Below are 17,046 nucleotides of genomic sequence, written 5' to 3'. Positions count from 1 at the left end.
GTGCAGCTGCAAGGCGGAGGAGGGAGTCGATGCGGAGCATCGGCGAGTGACGACAACGCGGCTGGGGGTCCCCCCTGCTCGAAGAGCTTGGGGGAGTGCGTGCCACACCCCGCGACGCCGGCATGATCCGAACGACACCCCCTGAGGTCCCGGGCGTGCCCGACGACGCCCGAGCACACCGGCGGACGGCGACCGGGGTCGGCCTGCTGCTGACCCTGGTCCTGGCGGCCGTCCTGCTCAGCGCCCTCCCGGCGGACCACCGCCGGGAGGACGGCGCCGCCTGCCCGCCCCGCACCATCGCCTCCTGGGCCTACGACGGCGCCCTCACCGGCGAGTTCGCCCGCTACGGCGACGACCCGGCCCGCGCCGACGACTGGACCGGCGGCGACGGGACCCACTCGGTGCGGCTGCCCGACGGCCGGCTGCTGTGGCTGTTCTCCGACACCTACCTGGGCCAGGTGCACGGCCCGCCCGGCCCCTCGGGCGAGCCGCACCCCTGGCGCGACGGCTCGGCGCCGCTGGTGCGCAACTCCGCGGTCGTGATGGACCGGGGCCGCCTCGCGGCCACGCTGCCCGCCCCGCTCTTTCCCGACCCGGCCCCGCAGCAGTGGCGCTGGCCGGTCGCCGCCCGTGTCGAGCCCCGCTCCCCCGGCTCCGCCGAGCGGGTCGTCCGGGTGCTGCTGTGGGTGCGGACCGCGGGACCGTACCCGTGGATCTACGGCCTGCCCACCGCCACCGAGGTCGCCACGCTGTCGCTGCCCGACCTGCGCGTCGAGTCGGTGGTGCGGGTCCTCGACCAGCAGCCCGTCCCGGACCCGACGCGGCGCGTCCTGTTCGGCACGACGCTTCTCGCGCGGGGCGGCTGGACGTACGTCTTCGGTGGCGACGACGGGCAGGCGACCGCGGGCCGGACCGCGTCGGCGTACCTCGCGCGGGTGCCCGAGGGCCGGCTGGCCGAGCCGGCGGCCTGGCGTTACTGGGACGGCTCGGGGTGGGCGGCCGCCGCCCGTGCGCGGCCGGTGCTGGGGGGCGGGCGGCGCACCGGGGTGGGCAGCGCGTTCTCGGTGGTCCGGGACGGGCGGACGTACGTCCTGTTCACGATGGCGGCCGGCACCCGGGGCCTGACCACGATCACCTCGTACTGGGCCTGCTCCCCCACCGGACCCTGGCACGGCCCGGGCAGGGGCTTCGCGCCGCCGCTGCCGGGCGGACAGGTGGCCGCGTACAACCCGCAGGCGCATCCCGCCCTGGGCACGGCCGGGGGACGGCTGGTGCTCAGCTACGACGTGAACTGGCTGGAGACGACGACCGCCTCGGCGGGGCTCAGCGGGAACGTGGACCGCTACCGACCGCGGTTCGTGACCCTGCGTCCGGCGCGGCCGGCGGCGTGACCTCCCGCGGGTCGCGGGCCCGGCGCTTGGCGATGACCGCGCACACCATCAGCTGCATCTGGTGGAAGAGCATCAGCGGCAGCACGGCCAGGGAGGCGTGCGCGCCGAACAGGACGCTCGCCATCGGCAGCCCGGAGGCCAGGGACTTCTTGGAGCCGGCGAACTGGATGGCGATCCGGTCCTCCCGGCCGAAGCGCAGCGCCTTGGCGCCGTACCAGGTCAGCACGAGCATCACGGCCAGCACCGCGGCCTCGACGGCGAGCAGTCCGGCGAGCCGGGCGGGGCTGACCTGGTGCCAGATGCCCTGGACCATGCCCTCGCTGAAGGCGGTGTAGACGACAAGCAGGATCGAGGCGCGGTCGACGAGACCGAGGACCTTCTTGTGCCGGGTGACGAAGCCGCCGATCCAGGGGCGCAGCAGCTGTCCGGCGAGGAACGGCACCAGCAGCTGCAGCACGATCTTGACCAGTGAGTCGGTGGAGAAGCCGGCCCCGTCGCCGCCGAGCAGCAGGGCCGCGAGCAACGGGGTGAGGACGATGCCGACGAGCGAGGAGAAGGAGCCGGCGCAGATCGCGGCGGGCACGTTGCCGCGGGCGATCGAGGTGAACGCGATCGACGACTGGATCGTCGACGGCACCAGGGTGAGGAACAGCAGCCCCTGGTAGAGCGGGTGGGTCAGCAGGACGGGCACGAGCCCGCGGGCGGCCAGACCGAGCACCGGGAAGACGACGAAGGTGCAGGCCAGAACGGTGACGTGGAGCCGCCAGTGGCGCAGTCCGTCCAGCGCCTCCCGGGTGGACAGACGGACGCCGTAGAGGAAGAAGAGGAACGCGATCGCGGCCGTGGAGGCGCCGGAGGCCACGTCGGCCGCGGTGCCCCGGGCCGGGAAGAGCGCCGCGAGGCCCACGGTCCCGAGCAGCAGCAGGATGTACGGGTCGATCGGCATCCGACTCGGCCGGCGCAGGCGTTTCACGGTGCTCCACTTGCTGTACGTCAGGTGAGGGTGCGGGGCCGCGGGGCCCTCCTCCATCGTCCTCCTCACCCTGCCGATCGGGAATCCCGCACACCACTCTGACTGTCATCGCGTTCCGCGATAACCTGCCGGTGTGTACGACCCATCTCACCTGCGCACGTTCCTGGCGGTCGCCCGGACGCTGAGCTTCACACAGGCGGCGCGGCGGCTCGGCCTGCGTCAGTCCACCGTCAGCCAGCACGTGCGCCGCCTGGAGGACGCGACCGGGCGTCAGCTGTTCTCCCGCGACACCCACTCGGTGGAGCTGACCGAGGACGGTGAGGCGATGCTCGGTTTCGCGCGCCGGATCCTGGAGGTGCACGAGCAGGCGTCGGCGTTCTTCACGGGCACCAGGGTGCGCGGCCGGCTGCGCTTCGGGGCGTCGGAGGACTTCGTGCTGACCCGGCTGCCGGAGATCCTGGAGGGCTTCCGGTACGACCACCCCGAGGTCGACCTGGAGCTGACCGTCGAGCTGTCCGGCACCCTGCACGCGCAGCTGGCGGCCGGGAAGCTGGACCTGGTGCTGGCCAAGCGGCGCCCGGAGGATCCGCTCGGCGAGCCGGTCTGGCACGACGAACTGGTGTGGATCGGCGCGGAGCGGCTCCGCCTGGACCCCGACCGTCCCGTGCCGCTGATCGTCTACCCGCCGCCGGGCATCACCCGTGCCCTGGCCCTGGAGGCGCTGGAGCGGCAGGGCCGGCAGTGGCGCGTCGTGTGCACGAGCGGCAGCCTCAACGGCCTGATCGCGGCGGCCCGGGCCGGGCTGGGTGTGATGGCGCACTCCCGCAAGCTGATCCCGCCCGGGCTGTTCCGGGTGCCGGAGCGGGCGGGGCTGCCGGAGCTGGGCACGGTCGACTTCGTGCTGGTGCACGGACGGCGCCCGGCCTCGCCCCAGGCACCGGCCGACGCCCTGGCCGCGGCGATCCTGGCCGGCGGGGAGCGACTGGGGCGGCGCGGCGGATAGCCGACAGCCGCGCCGAGGAAGGCGACCACGCACGGCGGCTGACCGGGCGGAATCCGTCGGCGGGCGGCCTCGTACCGGGGTAATCGGGTCGTACAGATTCAGTGGAGATTACGGCCGCGAAACTTACTGAACCGTAAGCATTCTGTCCGACCCTTCCGTATGTGAGCGCATTTTCCAGGCGGCGGCCGGACTATACGTGAGGATTGCTCGATTTCGCACCCCCTCCCGTACTGACCTCCGGTGGGGTAGCTTTCACGGCGCTGACCGGGGGCGCCACTGAGGAGCGACGAGCGGGAGCGGGGTTTGCGCGAGTTCACCAACCCTCCGTTGGCGTCGGCGCCGCCGGTGGGCGGCCTGGCCGACGTCGTGTTCGACCATGCCCTGAAGGACCCCCTCCACGTCGCGCTGGGCCGTAAGGACGAGTTCGGCGAGTGGCGCGACGTGACCTCCGCCGAGTTCCGGGACGAGGTCCTCGCCCTGGCCAAGGGCCTGCTGGCACGCGGTGTCCGCTTCGGCGACCGGGTCGCCATCATGTCCCGTACCCGCTACGAGTGGACCCTGTTCGACTTCGCGCTGTGGACGATCGGTGCCCAGGTGGTGCCGGTCTATCCCACCTCGTCCGCCGAGCAGTGCTTCTGGATGCTGTACGACGCCGAGTGCACGGCCGCGATCGTGGAGCACGAGGACCACGCGATGACGATCGCCACCGTCATCGACCGGCTGCCCCAGCTGCGCCAGCTGTGGCAGCTGGACTCGGGCGCGGTGCAAGAGCTGTACGACGCCGGTGCGCACCTCGACGACGAGACGGTGCACCGGCACCGGCAGGCGGTGACCCCCGACTCCATCGCCACGATCATCTACACCTCGGGCACCACGGGCCGCCCCAAGGGCTGTGTCCTGTCGCACGGAAACTTCATGTTCGAGGCGGACACGATGATCGGCCGCTGGGAGCCGGTGTTCCACTCCAAGAAGGGCGACGAGGCGTCGACGCTGCTGTTCCTGCCGCTGGCGCACGTCTTCGGCCGCATGGTCGAGGTGGCCGCGATCCGCGGCGGGGTCCGCTTCGGGCACCAGCCGCAGCTGAACGCCGCCGCCCTGCTGCCCGACCTGGCGGCCTTCCGGCCGACCTTCATCCTCGCGGTGCCGTACATCTTCGAGAAGGTGTTCAACGCGTCCCGTCGCAAGGCCGAGAAGGAGGGCAAGGCCGGGCCGTTCGAGAAGGCCGTCGACATCGCGGTGAAGTACGCGGAGGCAGTGGAGGCCAAGGCCTGGGGCACCGGGCCGGGGCCCTCGGCGGGTCTGCGCATGCAGCACCAGCTCTTCGAGAAGCTGGTCTACTCGAAGGTGCGCGCGGCGATGGGCGGCCGGATCCGCAACGCGATGTCCGGTGGTTCGGCGATGGACCGCCGCCTCGGCCTGTTCTTCGCGGGCGCCGGCGTGCAGATCTACGAGGGCTACGGCCTCACCGAGTCGACCGCGGCCGCCACCGCCAACCCGCCCGAGCGCACCCGCTACGGCACGGTCGGGCAGGCCGTCCCGGGCACGACGGTGCACATCGCGGACGACGGGGAGATCTGGCTGCACGGCGGCCATGTCTTCCAGGGCTACCTCAACAACCAGAAGGCCACCGACGCGACCCTGCACGACGGCTGGCTGGCCACCGGGGACATCGGCAACCTCGACGAGGACGGCTACCTCACCATCACCGGCCGCAAGAAGGAGATCCTGGTGACCTCCGGCGGCAAGAGCGTCTCGCCCGGGGTGCTGGAGGAGCGGGTCCGCGACCATCCGCTGGTCAACCAGTGCATCGTGGTCGGCAACGACCGCCCGTACATCGCCGCCCTGGTCACGCTGGACACCGAGGCCGTGGAGCACTGGCTGCACATGCGCAACAAGCCACAGCTGTCCCCGGTCGAGCTGGTGCGCGACCCCGACCTGGAGACGGAGGTGCGGCGCGCGGTGGTCGCCGCCAACACCCTCGTCTCGCAGGCCGAGTCGATTCGCACGTTCCGGATACTGGCCCAGCCGTTCACCGAGGAACACGGTCTGCTCACCCCGTCGCTGAAGCTGAAGCGCAAGGCGATCGAGAACGCCTACGCCAACGAGGTGGAGGCCCTGTACCGGGCCTGACGCGCGTCAGCTGATGCTCACGCGGAAGATCTTGTCGGATCCGTCCGCCGCACCTCCGTTGTTGTCGCAGTTGGTGGTCGACAGCCACAGCTGGTCGGCGCCCGGCACCTTGGTGACCGTCCGCAGCCGGCCGTAGGTGCCGACGTAGTACGCGGTCGGTGTGCCGACGCTCTCGTTGTCACCGTTGATCGGGATGCGCCACAGGCGTTCGCCGCGCAAGGACGCCATGTAGACGACGTTGCGGACGATGGCGATCCCGCTGGGCGAGGCCTCGGAGACGTTCCAGGTGGCCTTGGGGTTGGTCATGCCCAAGACGCTGCAGTTGCCCTCGCAGGTCGGCCAGCCGTAGTTGGCGCCGGGCTTGATGAGGTTGAGCTCGTCCTTGGAGCTGTTGCCGAACTCCGCCTCCCACAGCCGTCCGCTGCGGTCGAAGGCGAGGCCCTGCGGATTGCGGTGGCCGTAGCTGTAGACGTAGTTGCCGAACGGGTTGCCGGGGGCCGCCTTGCCGTCCGTCGTCATGCGCAGGATCTTGCCGTTGAGGGAGTTCTTGTCCTGCGCCAGGTCGGGCGTCTGGGCCTCGCCGGTGGAGACGTACAGATAGCCGTCGGGGCCGAAGGCGAGGCGGCCGCCGTTGTGGTAGCGGTTCTTCTTGATGCCCTGGAGCAGGACCTTGTAGTCGGTGAGCGAGGTGCCGTTGTAGGTCATGCGGACGACCCGGTTGCCCTCGGACGCCGTGTGCATGAAGTAGACGTAGTGGTCGGTGTCCCACTTGGGGTCGACGGCGACGCCGAGCAGGCCGCCCTCGCCGTTGGTGGTGACGGCGTTGGGCACGGTGCCGACCTGGGTCCTGGTGCCGCTCTTGGTGATCTTCCAGACGCGGAAGTCGTCCCGCTCGGTGATCAGCGCGGACTGCCCGTCGGGCATCCAGTAGGTGCCCCAGGGGATGGTCCAGCCGGTGGAGAGCGTGGCGATGGAGGACGGGACACCGCCGTCCGTGGCGCAGGCCTTCGTCGTGAAGTTCACCGTGTTGCTCGGCTGGGAGACGTTGCCCGCCGCGTCGCGGGCGACGACGGTCAGCGCGTAGGGGCTGTCGCAGGCGAGCCCGGTGAGGGTGGTCGACGTGCCGCTGGTGACGGTCTTGTAGACGGTGGTGCCGCTGCGCACGTCGTACGCGGTGACCGCCCGGTCGTCCGTGGACGCGCCCCAGCTCAGGTCGACGCTGTTCGCCGTGACGTCGGCGGCCGTGAGGGTGCCCGGCGTGGTCGGCGGGGTGGTGTCGGTGCTGGGCTTGGTGGTGCAGTCGACGACGGGGCTGGCCGGGGAGGCGTTGCCGGCCGCGTCGCGGGCGATGACGGTCAGGTTGTAGGTGGTGTCGGGGCTCAGCCCGGTGAGGTCCTTGGAGGTGGCGTCGCCCGCCGTCTCACCGATCTTGTTGCCGTGCTCGTAGAGGTCGTACGCCGTCACGCCGACGTTGTCGGTCGAGGCGCCCCAGGCGAGGGTCAGGCCGTTCTCGGTGATCGCGGAACAGCTGGGCCGGCCGGGGCGGCTCGGCGCCTGGGTGTCGGCCGCCGCGCCGACGGTCAGCCGGTCGAGGTTGGGGCCGCCGCCCGCGGTGGTGGCGGTGGCGCGGATCTTGTTGCTGCCCGCCGTCAGGTTCGCGTTGACGGTCTTCGTGGCCCAGGTGTCCCAGTTCGTGGTGGGCGGGAAGGAGACGCCGGAGGCGACGACGGTGCCGTTGACGGAGATGTCCATCGGCCGGTCGGCGGTGGTGCCGTTGGCGTACCGGAGCGCGAGGGAGGCGCTGCCCGCGCTCGCCGCGCCGACGGTGAACTCCACGGAGGAGCCGGTGACGTTGGTGTAGTCGACGAAGCCGCTGCCGGTGTAGCCGGTGTGGTTCGTGGCCACCGTGCCCTGCGCGATCGTGGCGTCCTCGGCCTGGTAGTCCGTGGCGGCGGTGACGGACTCGAGTTCGGCGTAGTCGATGTTGGCGAGTCCGCCGGCAGCGGTCGCGGTCAGCCGGATCCTGTTGGTTCCGGCGGTGACGGGGACGGTCGTGCTCGTGGTGGTCCACGCGTCCCAGGTGGTGGTCGACGGGAAGGAGTGACCGGCCTTCACGACGGTGCCGTTGACGGCGAGGTCGGCCGGGCGGTCCGCGGTGGTGCCGTTGCCGTAGCGCAGGGCGAGGGTCGCGGTGCCCGCGCTCGGCGCGTTGACCGTGAATTCGAGGTAACTGCCCACCGTGTTAGGGGTGTTGACGAAGCCTGTGCCGGAGTAGCCGGCGTAGTTGCTGTCCACGGTGGAGCCGGCGGTGTAGGCGGCGCTCTCGGCCTCGTACCGGGTGGGGGCCGCCGTCGCGGTCTGCGGCACGGCCTGGATCAGGCCGGCGCACAGCAGCGCGACGGTGCCGGTGGCGAGCCTTCTCGGCCAGGGTTTCCTGCTGCTCATCCGAACCTCCGTCAGAGCGGGTGTGGGGGTGGGTGTGGGGGTGGGTGTGGGGGACATCAGGGGACCCAGTAGTTCCCGGACGCGACGATCATCGACTGGAGCTGGACGCTGCCGCCGTAGTAGAGCGAGGAGTTGATCGCGGTGCCCGTGAGCTTGGTCCACAGGGCGTCGAGCCAGGCCTGGGAGCCGGGGTCGGTGAGCGCGGCGACGGCGAACGGCGCGGTGAACGCCATGTCGTGCCCGCTGTCGAAAGTCGAGCCGTTCAGGTGGTAGCCGGTGACGATGTTGTTCGGGTTGCCGCCGGTCTTCGTCTTGATCCAGGAGGTGAGCTTGCGGGCGGAGGCGAGGGAGGCGGTGTCGCCGCTGGTGACGGCGTCGGCGCCGATGCGCCAGGGGTCACGGCAGGCGTTCCAGCCGTAGTCGCCGTCGTTGGGGCTCTCCAGGACCTGGCCGCTCGCGGGCTTCGGGGTGGTGTTGGTGTTGACCACGAAGTCCGCCAACAGGCCGGTGCCGGCGGCGTACTTGGTCTGCTGTGAGGTGATCAGGTTCTGGTGCGCGGTGCGGACGGTGTCCCAGGCGCTGTCGCCGGTGGCCCGCCGGAAGGCGCGGAAGTGGTCGACCGTCCAGTCCGAGGACCGGCTGATGTAGTAGTACTGGTCGCCGGAGGAGCTCCAGTCGCCGAGCTTCATCAGATGCGTGCTCGGGTTGACCTCGTTCGCCTTGATGGCGTTGATGTGGCGGACGGCGAGGTTCTTGTAGTCGTACGTGCCCGCGCTCCCCCACTGCTTGTCGGCGAGCAGCAGGCCGTACGCGACGTCGAGGTCGCCGTCGGTCGCCGAGTCCGAGCCGTCCACGCTCCGGCAGGAGGAGTCCTGTTCGGCGGCGAGCAGGTCGGAGTTGTGCACGGACGGGTGGGCCAGCATGTACTTGACCATGCCGTCGAAGATCTTCTTCGCGTCGGGGTCGGCGCCGGCCATCAGCGCGGTGACGACCATGCCGTAGCCCTGTCCCTCGGCGACGTAGGGGTGGTCGGCGTCGGGCGAGATGACCTCGTACCAGCCGTTGCCGCAGTTCTGCTTGACGAAGGCGGACTTCCACGCGGTGTACTTGGCGATCACCGCCCGGTCGAGGGCCGACTGGTCACCGCTGGGTTTCAACGTCCCCGCCGCATAGGGAAATTGATGGCTGCCGAAGGGCACGGCGGGTCCCGTGCCGGTCGAGCCGTCGACGGTGAGCCGGTCGAGGTTGGGGCCGCCGGTGGCCGCGGTCGCGGTGGCGCGGACCTTGTCGCTGCCCGCGTTCAGCGTGACGCTGACCGTCTTGGTTGCCCAGGTGTCCCAGTTCGCGGTGGGCGGGAAGGACACACCGGAGGCGACGACACTGCCGTTCACGGAGATGTCCATCGGCCGGTCGGCGGTCGTCCCGTTGGCGTACCGGAAGCTGAGCGCTGTTTGACCGGACACGACCGCGTCCACCGTGAACTCCACGTACGAACCGGCGACGTTGGTGTAGTCGACGAACCCGGAACCGGTGAAGCCCGTGTGGTTCGTCGCGACCGTGCCCTGCGAGAGGGTGGCGTCCTCCGCCTGGAGGTCGGTCGCGGCCGAGGCCGTGCCCGCGTTCAGGCCGAGCAGCGGGAGCGCGAGCGCCAGCGCGGCGCAGGGGGCGAGGGCGCGTCCGTATCTGGGGAATCTCATGATCGCTGCGTGTCCCTTCTCAGCCCGTGTACTGGGCGAAGACCTTGAGGAAGTCGTACGGCTGCTGCGACACGCCGCTGCAGGAGTCGGCGTCGGTGCCGGAGCCGCAGGCCCGGTCGCGGTTGACGGACCAGTAGGTCAGGCGGGCGATGTGGTGCTGCTGGGCGTAGGCGAGCATCGTCCGGAAGTCGGTGAGACGGACCAGTTCGCCGGCGTCGTCGGTCTTGCCGTTCATCGACGACAGTCCGATGTGCGCGTAGGTGACGGAGTCGCTGTACCCGTAGGCCGACTTGACCCGGGCCTTGAGTCCTTCCATGGCCTGCGTGGTCAGGGTGCCCATGTTGCCGACGCCGCCGCCGAAGTCGAACGGCATGATGCACCAGATGTCGTTGGCCAGCCCCGAGTTCGCGGCCCGGTTGATCATGTCGACGCCGGTGGAGTCGGGGCCGCTGGTGGTGGTGCCGAAGGTGACGATGGTCTTGAGGCCGGGGTTGTTGGCCTTGACGGTCTTCAGGGCGTCGACGACGCGCTGGCGGACCGTGGCGCTCGACCACTCGGTGTTCTCGATGTCGATGTCGATGACCTTCAGGCCGTAGGCGTTGATCACCTTCTGGTAGGCCCCGGCGAGGGCGGACGCGCTGGAGCACTTCTCGCCGAGCTTGGCGCCGCTCCAGCCGCCGAAGGACACGATCACGTCACCGCCGGCCGAGCGGATGGAGTTGATCTTCGCCTGGTCGTCGCCGCCGGTCAGCGGGCGCGAGCCGTCCCAGGCCGGGTTGCAGCCGCCGTCGGAGAGGACGAAGGCGAGGGTGAACCACTTCACGCCGGTCGCGGACATCACGGCGGTGGGGTTCGGCGGGCTGCCCCAGCCGAAGTACTCGTAGGGCGCCACCGCCATGCCGGGTCCTGTGCCGGTCGAGCCGTCGACGGTGAGCCGGTCGAGGTTGGGGCCGCCGGTGGCCGCGGTCGCGGTGGCGCGGACCTTGTCGCTGCCCGCGTTCAGCGTGACGCTGACCGTCTTCGTCGCCCAGGTGTCCCAGTTCGCGGTGGGCGGGAAGGACACACCGGAGGCGACGACACTGCCGTTCACGGAGATGTCCATCGGCCGGTCGGCGGTCGTCCCGTTGGCGTACCGGAAGCTGAGCGCTGTTTGACCGGACACGACCGCGTCCACCGTGAACTCCACGTACGAACCGGCGACGTTGGTGTAGTCGACGAACCCGGAACCGGTGAAGCCCATGTGGTTCGTCGCCACCGTGCCCTGCGAGAGCGTCGCGCTCTCGGCCTGGTAGTCGGTGACCGCGGCTCCGGTTCCGGCGGCGCGGGACGGTGGGGAGACGGCGAAGAGCAGGGACAGCAGCAGGCCGCAGAGGGCGGCGAGGATCACGCCGGGACGGGGGCGGCGTGCGGGTGCGAGGACGTGCACGGGGTCGACCTCCAGGAGTGGGGTGGGGAGGGAGGCTGAGTGTTAGGAAGGGTTCCTAACACTCAAGGTCGTGCCTCCCCGCCGACAGCACAACGGGGAGGACGTGATCGGGGTGTGGAGTGAGGCGCCTTCAACTCACGTCGAGGGAATCGATGTTGGGCGCGCCGTTCGCCGTCGCCGCCGTCACCCGGACGGTGTTCGGGCCGGCCACCAGCGGCACGGTGAGGGTCGACGAGGCCCAGGTGTCCCAGGAACCGGTCGCATCGAAGGCGCGGTTCGCCGAGACGACCCTTCCGTTGACGCTGACGTCCATCGGGCGGCCGGTCGAGGCGCCGTTGGCGTACCGGAGGTTCACCGACGCGCTCCGCGCGCTCGCCGAGTTCACCGTCCACTCGACGTACGCGCCCGCCGCGTTGGCCGTGTTGACGAAGCCGGTGCCGGTGTAGCCGAGGTGGTCGGTGTCGACGGTCGAGCCCGCCGAGGTGCCGGCGCCCTCCGCCTGGTGCCGTACGGTCGTCGCGCCGAGCGGAGTCACCCGGATCAGCCGCGTCTCCCCCGGCCGCAGCGTGGCGCTGTAGGAGTCGGCGACGGCGCCCTGGTGCGCCCCCGACCACAGGTCGGTGACCTCGCCGGAGCCCGTGAAGCCGAGCTGCGACCAGGTGACACTCACCGTCGAGCTGCCGGAGGTACCGGTGTTGAAGAGCGCCACGACGTGGTCGCCGGAGTCCTCGCGCTTGCTCCACACCTGGTCGACGCCGCTGGAGACGATCCGCCTGGCCGCGTATCCGTCCTGGTCGACGGCGAGGATCCGGTCGTTGGTGAGCATCGCCGTGTCGACCGGGTCGAGGTGGGTGAGGTCGGTGCCGAGCAGCAGGGGCGCGCCGGCCATCGCCCACAGGGTGAAGTGGGAACGCCGCTGGTCGGCGGTGAGTCCGACCTGGTCGCCGTTGCCGATCTCCAGGGAGTCGAGGTCGTTCCAGCCACCGGGTCCGGCGTACTGCTGCCAGGTGGCGGCCGAGGTGAAGCGCGCAAAGACGTGCTTCCAGTCGGTCAACGGATAGCCGCTGCCGTTCGGTCCGGGACCGCAGTAGCACTCGACGTCGCCCTGGGTGCGCCAGCTGTTGGCGAGCGAGCGCCAGGTCGTGGCGTTCGCGACGGGGAGGTTGTTGGACAGGGCGTAGGTGATCGGGCGGCCGGTGGCCCGCAGGGCCTTCGCCCAGGCCTGGACGTCGGGGACGTCGGCGCTGCCCACCCCGTCGATCTTGAGGTGGTCGACTCCCCATGAGGCGAACTGCCCGGCCCAGGAGTCGACGAACTCCTGGGCGCCGGGCTTGGAGTAGTCGAGGTAGTACATGTTCTTGCAGTTGTAGTTCTTCTCCAGGGTGGACGTGTCCGCGATGTCCGCCGCGTGGTACGAGGTGCCCTCGACGGGTGTGTTCTTCAGGACGGCGTTCTTGGCGATGCCCGGGGTGACGTAGAAGCCGAACTTCAGGCCCTTGGCGTGCACGTAGTCGGCCAACGCCTTGATGCCGGAGGGGAACTTGGCGGTGTCGACGGCCCAGCGGCCGTAGGAGTCGACGACGAATCCGTCGGAGTCGCACTTCTGCCAGAAGTCGTCGAGGTTGACGTACACGAAGCCGTGTCCGGCCAGACCACTGGCGGCCAGGGCGTCGGCCTGGGACTTGATCTTGTCCTCGGTCGGCCGGCGGCGCACGAAACTCCAGCTGCTCCAGCCCATCGCGGGCCGCAGGGAGAGTCCGTTGCCGGACGCGGCGGCGGGCGGTGCGGCGAGCAACGGGAGCACGCTCGCCAACAGCGCGCCCAGCACGGCGGCGATCAGCGCGCGGCCGCTCCGTCGTGTCGGTCTCATGGCCCGCTCACCTCCAGGTAGTCCAGGTTGGGGGCGCCGGCGGCGGTGGTCGCCGTGGCACGGACGGTGTGGGTGCCGGCGGTGAGCGGAACATCGGCCGTGACATCGGCCCAGCTGTCCCAACCTCCGGTCGGCGGGAAGGACTTGGCGGCGGCGATCACCTTGCCGTCGACGCTGAGGTCCATCGGGCGGTCCGTGGTCGTGCCGTTGGCGTGCCGGAGGGTGAGTCGCGCGGTGCCGTCGCCGGAGGCCGTGACGGTCCATTCCACGTACGCGCCCGCCGCGTTGGCCGTGTTGACGAAGCCCGTCCCGGAGTATCCGGTGTGGTCGGTGTCGACGGTCCCGCCCGCCGAGTACACGGCGTCCTCCGCCTCGTGGCGCTGGGGCGGTGTCCCGGTGGCCGGGGTGGCGTACGACGCCGCGATCCAGGCCTCGTCGACACGCAGCCGCTTGGCGCGGGTGGTGTCGGTCGAGGCCGCCCAGGTGCTGTCGACCTCCAGCCGTACGTAGCGGGCGCTCGTCGCGGGCAGGTCGATGCCCTGCATGCCGCGCCGGCCTGCCAGCTGACCGGACTTGACCGCGCTCCCCCAGCTGGAGCCGTCGTCGCTCAGGAACACCTTGTAGTCCTTGATCCGGGCGGACTGCTCGGTGTCGGAACGGGCGTAGGCGACCGAGTCCTCGCGCTGGTTGAGCCCGAGGTACTGCACGCGCCTGGCCGAGCCCAGGTCGAAGGTCAGGGTGACCGGGAGGGTCTTGTCGCTGTCCCAGTAGGTGAGGTAGTTCCCGTCGGCTGCGGCCGGGGCGCCGTGTCCGCTCGCCGAGGCGCTCGCGGTCATCGTGTAGGAGGAGGCGGGCAGCAGGCCCTGGCGCCCGGCCGTGCCGACCTTGAAGACGGTGTCGTACGGGTCCCAGCCGCCCAGCCCCGTCAGCGTGAGCACGCCGCCGGACTGGGACCACGAAACGGGCGCTCCGGTACGGAGGTTGGTGACGGAGGCGATCCGGTAGCCGTTGTCCCGGACCCGCAGGGTGCCGGTGCTGGGCGGGGTCAGGACGTGGATGTACTGGCGGTCGGGATCGTCCTTGGCGATGGTCGTCACGCCGTGGGCGCCGTCGTTCCAGAAGCCGGGCTTGAGTCCGCCGTACATGTAGCCGCCGCCCTCGACGCCGTGCAGCGACTCCCAGATCGGGGTCAGATAGCCATTGGCGAAGTTGTTGAAGGCCTCCTGGTTGGCCGGAAATCTCCCGTTGACCATCGCCGTCTCCGCCATCAGCGCCTTCACGGAGGAACCCGCGTTGGTGATCAGGCGGCCGAGGGTGAGCATCCGGTCCACGGTCGGGTTCGAACCGTCGTACCACCAGGCTCCGGTGGAGGGCAGCTTGAAGTCGGCCTCGGTGAGCCGGGGTTGGGCCGTGTAGACCGCCTGGGGGTAGTCGTACCCCGGTGTCATCCCCGTCTTCTGCTCGTTGCTGATCATGTCCATGATCGACGTGTCTTCATTGTTGTTGCTGATCGTGTAGTGGGGGCGCTTCCGGTAGATCTGCGCGTAGAGGTCGTGGCTCTCCCAGTACGCGTTGTCGTTGTCGATCCAGAAGCCGCCGAGGTCCGGGTAGCGGTTCATGACCTCGAAGAAGAGGTCGTAGGAGTACTCGCCGAAGCCGTCGCGGGTCGTCAGGTCGACGGAGTGGCCCTTGTAGGCGGAGTACGCGGCCGAGTCGAGCCACTCGTGGCCGCCCTCGTCGTGCCACTGCGGGTCGTCGGTCATGTAGAGGATGACCTTCAGGCCCTTCGCCCTGGCCGCGGTGACCAGCTCGCCGAGGAAGTCGCGCCGGGTGGCGCAGCTGCCCGGAATGGCCGAGGGCCAGGGGCGGGCGTAGCCGAGGCGGCTGTGGAAGGTGGCCAGGACCAGGTACTGGGTGTGCAGCTTCTGCGCCTCGTTCACCCAGTACTCGGGGGTCCAGCCGCCGCTGGTCACGTCGTTCTCCCAGGCGGCGCAGCTGGTGTGCTGCGGGGCGGTGCGCTCGCCCCAGTGCAGGAAGAGGCCGCCGGTGGCGGCGCGCAGGAAGTCCTGGCGCGGGTTCTGCAGGTCGGCCCGGGCCGGGGACGGCAGCAGCAGGGCCGCCAGGAGCAGCCCCACCGCCGCGAACAGCGCCGGGATCGTGCGTCCGCGTGTGCTCATGCCGGTACGTCCAGGTAGTCGAGGTTGGGGCAGCCGCCCGAGGCGGTGGCCGTGGTCCGGATCGTGTTGGCGCCGGCGGTCAGCGGGACGGTGACGTCGACGGTGCGCCAGGCGGTCCAGTCGCCGGTGGGCGGGAAGGAGACGTGCGCGGCGACGACCGTGCCGTTCACGGCGATGTCCATCGGGCGGTCGGCGGTGCTGCCGTTGGTGTAGCCGAGGGAGACCGTCCGGGTCCCGGCGCTCGCGGTGTCGGCCGTCCACTCGACGTAACTGCCGCTGGCGTTGGGTGTGTTGACAAAGCCGGTGCCGGAGTAACCCGGGTGGTCGGTGTCCACGGTGCTGCCGGCCGAGGAGGCGGCGTTCTCGGCCTCGTAGCGCGTGCCCGGGGCCCCGCAGTCGCTCGTGGACCCGGTGCCGGACGTCCGCAGCGCGCCTCCGGAGGTGGTGTGGCTGTCGGCCACGCAGTAGCCGGTCACCGTCTGGAAGCCCATGTCGTAGGGCGCGTTGCCACCGCGCTGGGCGGTGAACCGGGTGAACTTCACCGAGCTCGCGGAGTTGGCGATGACCGCGGGCCGGCCGTCGTCGGCGGCGAGGCGCACGGAGCTGTCCGTGAAGACGATGCCGTCCGCGTCGTGCAGGTACCAGCCGTAGGCCGGGCGGGTGCCGATACTGTTGGGGTTGTAGTTGTTCGGGTCGTTGCTCGGCACGCCGGTGCCCATGGTGCCGCTGCCGCCGGGCACGGTGAGGTCGACGTGGGTGAAGGTGACGTTCCTGATCCGGTGCGCACCCGCCTCGCCCCACAGCGTCGGGCTGAACGAGGGGCTGGATCCGGTCGCGGTGATGTTGTCGTAGGTGATGTCGCTGATGGAGCCGACGCCCGGGTTGTTGCCGCAGCGTTTACGGGTGCCGATCTTCTGCGTGATCGGCGCGTGGACGTCGGTCATGGTGATGTCGCGGTAGTGGACGTCGGAGATCTTCGCGCCGTCCATCGACACCATGCCGAGTCCCGACTTGTTCGACCCCTCGATCCTGATCCGCGCGAACTGGTAGTCCGTGAAGTCGCCGCAGGTCTCCGAGCCGAACATCAGGGCGTTGCAGCACACCGCCGACAGATAGGAGTCGCTCACCCGCACATGGCCGTTGGGGAGCTTGGCACCCAGGGCGTAGTCGCTCTTGAAGACCAGCGCGTCGTCGTTCGCCTTGATGTGGGCGCCTGTGACGGTGACGTTCGTGGTGCTGATGATGTTCCAGCCGTCCCGGTCGCTCGCGGTGTCGATGGTCAGGTGGTCGGAGGTGACGTTCGCGCAGCCGTTGACGAGGGCGGCGAAGTGGCCGCCGCGACGCAGGGTCAGGCCGTCGCCCAGGCTCAGTCCGTCGCACCGGGTCAGCGAGATGATCTTGTCGGCCTCGCCGGACTTCGGGTTGCCGGTGATCAGGCTGCCGCCGCCGTCGATGACGCCGCCGCCGGTGAAGGCGATGTCGGTCAGCCGGTCCCCGTAGATCATCGCGTTGTGGAAGTGGCTGTGGCCGTAGTCCTGGTACTTGTCGTTCGGGTTGGACTCGGGCGGGTCGTAGGTGTCCGCGTCGGAGCCCTGGAGGGTGGCGCCCTTGTCGACCTGGAGCGTCACACGGCTCTTCATGTGGATCGTGTTCTTGGACTTGTAGGTGCCCGGCGCGGGCACCAGCACGGTTCCGCCGCCGGCGGCGCTCGCCGCGTCGACGGCCTTCTGCACGGCGGGCGTGTCGTTGGCCGAGCCGTCGCCCTTGGCGCCGTAGGAGCGGATGTCGTAGACGGCCGCGGTCGAGTGGACGGGGGAGGCGGCGGCGGGGGACGCGGGGGCGGCCACGGCCGGAGGGTGGGACAGGCCGAGCGCGACGAGGAAGCCGAGGAACGCGAGTAAGAGGGCTCGGCGCGGGGCGCGTGGGGGTGTCAT

Annotated in this window: 10 protein-coding genes; 3 read left to right on the top strand and 7 right to left on the bottom strand. The window is 70.5% G+C overall.

All coding sequences use genetic code 11. From position 1 onward, the window contains the following. Positions 1–155 precede the first annotated feature (155 nt). On the top strand, positions 156–1,391 hold the full coding sequence (locus ACWGKT_RS26410) for a DUF4185 domain-containing protein (RefSeq protein ID WP_453275653.1): 1,236 nt from the start codon (positions 156–158) through the stop codon (positions 1,389–1,391). Here the strand turns inward: ACWGKT_RS26410 and ACWGKT_RS26405 are convergent. Continuing rightward, on the bottom strand, positions 1,324–2,337 hold the full coding sequence (locus ACWGKT_RS26405; RefSeq protein ID WP_453275677.1) for a bile acid:sodium symporter family protein: 1,014 nt from the start codon (positions 2,335–2,337) through the stop codon (positions 1,324–1,326). The two genes, ACWGKT_RS26410 and ACWGKT_RS26405, sit on opposite strands and share 68 nt — an antisense overlap. A gap of 160 nt (positions 2,338–2,497) precedes the next feature. On the opposite strand from ACWGKT_RS26405, the gene ACWGKT_RS26400 reads away from it, so the two are divergent. Then, entirely contained in the window at positions 2,498–3,367 is an 870-nt protein-coding gene (locus ACWGKT_RS26400; protein WP_356151925.1) for a LysR substrate-binding domain-containing protein, read from the top strand. A gap of 303 nt (positions 3,368–3,670) precedes the next feature. Beyond that, positions 3,671–5,497 (top strand): AMP-dependent synthetase/ligase, encoded by a 1,827-nt coding sequence (locus tag ACWGKT_RS26395; RefSeq protein WP_453275652.1) that lies wholly within the window; start codon positions 3,671–3,673, stop codon positions 5,495–5,497. Positions 5,498–5,503: 6 nt separating this feature from the next. On the opposite strand, the gene ACWGKT_RS26390 is transcribed toward ACWGKT_RS26395, so the two are convergent. The 6 genes from ACWGKT_RS26390 to ACWGKT_RS26365 all read right to left on the bottom strand — a co-directional run bounded on the left by ACWGKT_RS26390 (position 5,504) and on the right by ACWGKT_RS26365 (position 17,046). Further along, positions 5,504–7,942 (bottom strand): PQQ-dependent sugar dehydrogenase, encoded by a 2,439-nt coding sequence (locus tag ACWGKT_RS26390; protein WP_453275651.1) that lies wholly within the window; start codon positions 7,940–7,942, stop codon positions 5,504–5,506. A 56-nt stretch (positions 7,943–7,998) separates the two neighbouring features. Then, positions 7,999–9,639, bottom strand: a complete 1,641-nt coding sequence (locus ACWGKT_RS26385) for a glycosyl hydrolase family 8 (protein ID WP_453275650.1) — start codon at positions 9,637–9,639, stop codon at positions 7,999–8,001. Between the two features lie 19 nt (positions 9,640–9,658). Beyond that, positions 9,659–11,065: a carbohydrate-binding protein gene (locus ACWGKT_RS26380; RefSeq protein WP_453275649.1), complete on the bottom strand. Its 1,407-nt coding sequence runs from the start codon at positions 11,063–11,065 to the stop codon at positions 9,659–9,661. 130 nt (positions 11,066–11,195) lie between these two features. Beyond that, complete coding sequence (locus ACWGKT_RS26375; protein ID WP_356158503.1) at positions 11,196–12,935, bottom strand: carbohydrate-binding protein; 1,740 nt, start codon at positions 12,933–12,935, stop codon at positions 11,196–11,198. Next, positions 12,932–15,112 (bottom strand): discoidin domain-containing protein, encoded by a 2,181-nt coding sequence (locus ACWGKT_RS26370; RefSeq protein WP_453275648.1) that lies wholly within the window; start codon positions 15,110–15,112, stop codon positions 12,932–12,934. The genes ACWGKT_RS26375 and ACWGKT_RS26370 overlap by 4 nt, the downstream gene beginning before the upstream one ends. Then, positions 15,109–17,046 (bottom strand): glycosyl hydrolase family 28 protein, encoded by a 1,938-nt coding sequence (locus ACWGKT_RS26365; RefSeq protein ID WP_453275647.1) that lies wholly within the window; start codon positions 17,044–17,046, stop codon positions 15,109–15,111. The genes ACWGKT_RS26370 and ACWGKT_RS26365 overlap by 4 nt, the downstream gene beginning before the upstream one ends.

The sequence above is a fragment of the Streptomyces sp. NPDC054794 genome (genome assembly GCF_053611585.1).
Note: the sequence above shows the minus strand (reverse complement) of the source record. Positions and strands in the feature narration are given on the sequence as shown.

Excerpts from the sequence above, each read along its gene's own strand:
- ACWGKT_RS26405 (WP_453275677.1), bottom strand. The coding sequence starts at position 2,337 with ATGCCGATCGACCCGTACATCCTGCTGCTGCTCGGGACCGTGGGCCTC.
- ACWGKT_RS26390 (WP_453275651.1), bottom strand. The coding sequence starts at position 7,942 with ATGAGCAGCAGGAAACCCTGGCCGAGAAGGCTCGCCACCGGCACCGTC.
- ACWGKT_RS26385 (WP_453275650.1), bottom strand. The coding sequence starts at position 9,639 with ATGAGATTCCCCAGATACGGACGCGCCCTCGCCCCCTGCGCCGCGCTG.
- ACWGKT_RS26375 (WP_356158503.1), bottom strand. The coding sequence starts at position 12,935 with ATGAGACCGACACGACGGAGCGGCCGCGCGCTGATCGCCGCCGTGCTG.
- ACWGKT_RS26370 (WP_453275648.1), bottom strand. The coding sequence starts at position 15,112 with ATGAGCACACGCGGACGCACGATCCCGGCGCTGTTCGCGGCGGTGGGG.
- ACWGKT_RS26365 (WP_453275647.1), bottom strand. The coding sequence starts at position 17,046 with ATGACACCCCCACGCGCCCCGCGCCGAGCCCTCTTACTCGCGTTCCTC.